The organism is Streptomyces colwelliae (assembly GCF_048158785.1).
Classification (GTDB): Bacteria; Actinomycetota; Actinomycetes; order Streptomycetales; family Streptomycetaceae; genus Streptomyces.
In genome coordinates this window covers 1-4,288 of record NZ_JBLTJC010000591.1, presented here as the reverse complement: position 1 = coordinate 4,288, position 4,288 = coordinate 1, and the positions used below count along the sequence as shown (strand labels likewise).

3 protein-coding genes are annotated in these 4,288 nt (G+C 70.8%); 1 reads left to right on the top strand and 2 read right to left on the bottom strand.

The features are described from left to right. Nucleotides 1-1,092: aldehyde dehydrogenase family protein (locus ACNFOC_RS51475; protein WP_416965881.1), on the bottom strand; the 1,092-nt coding region annotated here is incomplete at its 3' end. A gap of 112 nt (nt 1,093-1,204) precedes the next feature. Continuing rightward, nucleotides 1,205-1,507, bottom strand: a complete 303-nt coding sequence (locus ACNFOC_RS51470; RefSeq protein ID WP_416965880.1) for a DUF6059 family protein — start codon at nt 1,505-1,507, stop codon at nt 1,205-1,207. 458 nt (nt 1,508-1,965) lie between these two features. On the opposite strand from ACNFOC_RS51470, the gene ACNFOC_RS51465 reads away from it, so the two are divergent. Beyond that, on the top strand, nt 1,966-4,230 hold the full coding sequence (locus ACNFOC_RS51465) for a type I polyketide synthase (RefSeq protein ID WP_416965879.1): 2,265 nt from the start codon (nt 1,966-1,968) through the stop codon (nt 4,228-4,230). Nucleotides 4,231-4,288: the final 58 nt, after the last annotated feature.

The following is a 4,288-nucleotide window of genomic DNA, read 5'->3' as shown; positions in this document are numbered from 1 at the left end:
GGCGGCCACGTTGACGGGCCACGCCGGGACGCGGTCCAGGCTCACACCGAGGACGTGCGCCGAACTCGCCAGGAGCCGGTAGGCGGTCAGCGCGGCGGCGTACGCGTCGAGGTCCACACCCGACACCCCCTCGCTCACGGAACCGTCACCCGCGAGTTCCACACCGTCGTGAGTGCCGTCGCCGACCTGCGCGCGTCGCGCCCGGTCGGCAAGCGCCTCCACCACCTCGCCGTACAGCGACCGGGGGGCGTAGACCCGCTTGACCGCCGCACAGACCTGTCCGTTGTTCGCGAAGGCCGCGCCGAAGAGGCGGTCGGCGACGGCAGCCGGGTCCACGTCGTCGAGCAGGATGGCGGGGTCGTTGCCGCCGAGTTCCAGGGTGAGCCGCTTGAGGTCCGGCGCGGCGGCGGCCGCAATGGTCTTGCCGGTGGGGACCGAGCCGGTGAAGCTGATCTTGCGGGGGATCTCGTGCCGGGTCAGCCTGGCGCCCAGCTCGTCGCCGCCGCTCACCACGTTGAGCACCCCCGCGGGCAGCACCTCCGCCAGCACCTCGCCGGCCTTCAGCGTGGCCAGCGGGGTGTACGGCGAGGGCTTCAGCACCACGGTGTTCCCGGCCAGCAACGCGGGCGCCACCTTCCAGGAGGCGAGCACCAGCGGGAAGTTCCACGGCGTGATCGCGGCGACCACCCCCACCGGTCGGCGGACCACCTCCACGAACGCGCTCTCGTCGTCCTGAAGGATCTCTCGCGGCACCGGCAGATCCGCGTAGTACTTCAGCCAGTAGCCGAACCCGAAGACCTCCTCGGCGGCCTCCTTCAGCGGCTTGCCCTGCTCGGCGGTGAGGACCGGTGCGATCTCCCCGACCCTCGCCATCAGCAGGTCCCCCGCCGCGTGCAGTGCCGTGCGGCGCGCCGCCAGGTCCGCGGCCCAGCCGGGCTGCGCCGCCCTGGCCGACCGCAGCGCGTCGTCCAGTTGCCCGGGCGAGCAGTCGGGCGCTTCGGCCCACACCTCGCCGGTCGCCGGATTGACGACACCGAACGTCCTCGCCGAGGTCACCCTCTCGCCGTCGATCGTCATCGTGAAGTCCGCCATGTCCACCCTCACCTCGTCGCACGCCGGAGAAACGCCACGACGCTAGGACGCACCGCTAACGGGAACCCTTGGCCCCGCTAAAACCGGCGCTCGCCCCAACCGTGACGGCCCGTCAACTTCCGGCCCGGTCCACGTCGATGCCCAGCCCCGCCCACAACTCCCGCTCGATCCGGCTCGGCGGGCCCGCGCAGTGCCGCTCCGGATGGCCGGCCGGTGGCTCCTGGGTACGGCCGCCACCCCCATACGGACCGTGCGCCGCCCCCGGCGGCCAGGCCTCCTGCGGACCGGGGTCGGCGCCGGCGTCCGGGTAGTGGACGCTTGGCAGCGGTACAGCGAAGAAGCTGACGCTGCCGAGATGGATCAAGATCTTCACCGTGACGGCACCGGCCTTCGCCAGCCAGAACCTCAGCCTCATACCGCTTCCTCCCCTCGCACGTCGCGCCCGGGATGCCCGGGCGTCCCGCCATCGTGGTCGGCGGTCCTGAAGCGCCGCTTAGGGCCTGCCCGGCGGATCAGGTCGTAGGAAGACAACCGCGCCTGGTCAGCGCCGGAGTGGTCTGGTCCGTCCGACTGCAAGGCAGAGGAGGGCGTGCCAGACCCCGCGTATGCGGTGTGATCCGCCGCCGGACAGGCTCCAGGGCCGATGCCGTGGCTCTGGTGGTGATGTCCGGGAGCCGCGCCGGCATCGCTCGGTCCGCCCGTCCCGCGGAGCAACCTCGGGAGCAGGCCGGCATACACGCCTCGGACACGCCCTTTCGGATGCTTTAGGGCAAGGCAAGGGCATCGTTAGCCGACCCCGTGAACCTGATCATCGGTGCGGCAGATCCAGCCGCAGCCAGTGTGCGCAGTGACGACGAGGGGTGGTCGAGCACCATGGAGCCCAGGTCCGATTCCTCACTCCCCCGGCGGACCGAGCCGGTGCGGCAGCCGGACGGCACCGACGGGGACCGGCCGATCGCCGTCATCGGACTGTCGTGCCGCCTTCCCGGAGCCCAGGACACCGCCGCGTTCTGGCAGTTGCTCCGCGACGGCACCGACGCCGTGTCCGACGTGCCGGCCGACCGCTGGACCGGCGAGGCGCCCACGGCCGAGGACGATCCTGACGGCGACTGGGACCGCACCCGACGCGGCGGTTTCCTCGACCGGGTCGACGGGTTCGACCCGGCCTTCTTCGGGATCTCCCCGCGCGAGGCCGCCGCCATGGACCCGCAGCAGCGCCTGGTACTGGAACTCGGCTGGGAGGCCCTGGAGGACGCCGGTATCGTGCCGGCCCGGCTGGCGGGGAGCCGCACAGGCGTCTTCGTCGGCGCCATCTGGGACGACTACGCCAAACTGCTGCACGCCTATGGCTTCCAGGCGGTGGGCCGCCACTCGGTCACCGGACTGCACCGTAGCGTCATCGCCAACCGCCTCTCCTACGCGCTCGGTCTGCGCGGGCCGAGCATGACCGTCGACACCGCCCAGTCGTCGGCCCTCGTCGCCGTGCACCTCGCAGTGGACAGTCTGCGCTCCGGCGCCACCGACCTCGCCATCGCCGGTGGCGTCAACCTCAATCTTGCGCCTGAGAGCGCCCTGGGCGCGTCCCGGTTCGGAGGGCTCTCGCCCGACGGACGCTGCTACACCTTTGACGCGCGGGCCAACGGATACGTGCGCGGCGAGGGCGGCGGTCTCGTCGTCCTCAAACCGCTCGACCAAGCCCTGCGTGACGGCGACGACATCGTGTGCGTGATCCGCGGCTCCGCTGTGAACAACGACGGCGCGACCGACGGACTGACCGTGCCGAGCGCTGCCGCGCAGGCGGACGTCGTCCGGGCCGCACACGAACAGGCGGGTATCACACCCGACGCCGTCCAGTACGTCGAACTCCACGGCACCGGCACCCCGGTGGGCGACCCTGTCGAGGCCGCCGCACTCGGTGAGGCGATCGGACGTCACCGTCCTGCGGACCACCCGCTCGCCGTCGGATCGGCGAAGACCAATGTCGGTCATCTCGAAGGCGCGGCCGGCATCGTCGGTCTGCTCAAAGTCGCGTTGAGTATCCGCCACCGCAGACTGCCTCCCAGCCTCAACTACGCCACGCCCAACCCTGCGATCCCGCTCGACGAGTTGCGCCTGCGTGTACAGACCGGCCTGACGACGTGGCCGCAGCCGCGCAAGAGGCTGATCGCCGGCGTGAGTTCGTTCGGCATGGGCGGAACCAACTGCCATGTCGTCCTCACCGAGGCGCCCCGCCGCAGGCCCACAGCCGCCACGGGCGCCACCCGCACGTCCCCCTCGGCCGGGCGCCCGCTGTCCTGGCTGGTGTCCGCCCGAGGCGAGGTGTCGCTGCGGGCGCAGGCCGCGCGGCTCGCCCAGCGTGTCCGCACGGCACCCGAGACGGACCTCCTCGATCTCGCCTCTTCGCTCACCACGACCCGCAGCGCCTTCGAGAACCGCGCGGGCATCGTCGGCACCTCACGCGAGGAACTGCTCGACGGCCTCACCGCACTCGCCTCGGGCGACCAGGCACCGCACCTCCTTCGGGGTACGGCTGTCGAGACGCCGAGGGTGGCGTTCCTGTTCTCGGGGCAGGGCTCGCAACGGGCCGGAATGGGACGGGAGTTGTACGACACCTATCCCGTGTTCGCCCAGGCCCTGGACGAGGTGTGCGCACTCCTCGACCCGCATCTCGAACTCCCGTTGCGGGACGTCATGTTCGGGGAAGACGCGGACCTTCTCGGACAGACCCTCTACACCCAGACCGCCCTGTTCGCCTTCCACACCGCCCTGTTCAAACTCCTCGACAGCTTCGGCGTACGACCCGACTTCCTCGCCGGACACTCCATCGGCGAGATCTCCGCCGCCCACGCCGCAGGCGTCCTCACCCTCGAAGACGCGGCCAAGCTGGTCTCCGCCCGCGCCCGCCTCATGCAGCAACTCCCCACCGGCGGCACCATGATCGCCGTAGAAGCCACCGAGACCGAGATCCTGCCAGGACTCGACGACGACCGCGTCTCCATCGCCGCCATCAACTCACCCACCTCCCTCGTCCTCTCCGGAGACCACAACACCGTCACGCAGCTGGCCCAGCACTGGAAAAACAAGGGCGACGCATACGACGCCTCGACGTCAGCCACGCCTTCCACTCACCCCACATGAACCCCATCCTCAACCAATTCCGAGACATCGCCTCGGAATTGACTTACAACCCACCCAC